An 802-nucleotide genomic window follows, 5' to 3' on the forward strand; every position below is an offset into this window, starting at 1 on the left:
GTCGTCAGGGTCGGTGAGTTGACAACCAGCGTATTGCCGGCCTGAATCGTCGACGGCACGAAGTCCGCCAGACCGACGGACGACGGCAGACCAGCCGGGTCCTGGGCGGTACCACTGCTGTAGGCGCTGCCATAGAGCTGTTGGCAGAGTGCCGGATTGTTTGCACACCCCCACGCCGGGTACGTTGAGCCGTCATGCTTCAGATTGCTGGCCCAGTAACCACTGAGGTACTGGCTATTCGAACTGGCCGCGTTCGTCGCATTGATAGTGACATTGTTCAACGCCGTAACCAGGCTACCGGTGTTGCTGAAGGTACCCGCCGTCAGGTCGACGTTGTGGTTCGCCGAAATCGTACCCGGATTGGCTGACTGCACATCGACATACGCCTCGCAGTTGCTCGTGCAACCCGTGAACGGCGTAGCCGTGCCGTAGTTCTGGTGAATCTGAGCCGGTGCTGCGATCGTGTTCGTGAGCGTCGCCGCGTCGATATTGACGTCGTTACCCGCCTCGATGGCACCCGAGGTGTTCGTCACGCTCGCTGCCTGCGTTGCATTCGTCGCAGTCGTGCCTGCTCCGCCGATCACGACATCGTTCCTCGCGACCAGGTTGCCGTAGGTGTTGCTGACCTGATTCGCGGCGATGACGATGTTGTTGCCCGCCGTCACGCTGCTGTTGGTCTGCTGGTAGCTATACGTCTCCGAGTTCGGATTCGTCGTCGTAGCCGTCCCGCATCCAGAGAAACCGGATGCACATCCCGCCGTCACGGTCTTCGAACCGTTGTTCGTTCCTTGGTTCGTAAAGC

Annotated in this window: 1 protein-coding gene; it reads right to left on the reverse strand. The window is 60.2% G+C overall.

The window, feature by feature from the left end; genetic code table 11:
- Positions 1 to 665, reverse strand: a 665-nt coding sequence (locus DPV79_RS41525; RefSeq protein ID WP_244321919.1) for a hypothetical protein, incomplete at its 3' end; no start/stop codon positions are given.
- Positions 666 to 802: the final 137 nt, after the last annotated feature.

Source organism: Burkholderia reimsis, assembly GCF_003294055.1.
In the GTDB taxonomy this organism is placed as follows: Bacteria; Pseudomonadota; Gammaproteobacteria; order Burkholderiales; family Burkholderiaceae; genus Burkholderia; species Burkholderia cepacia.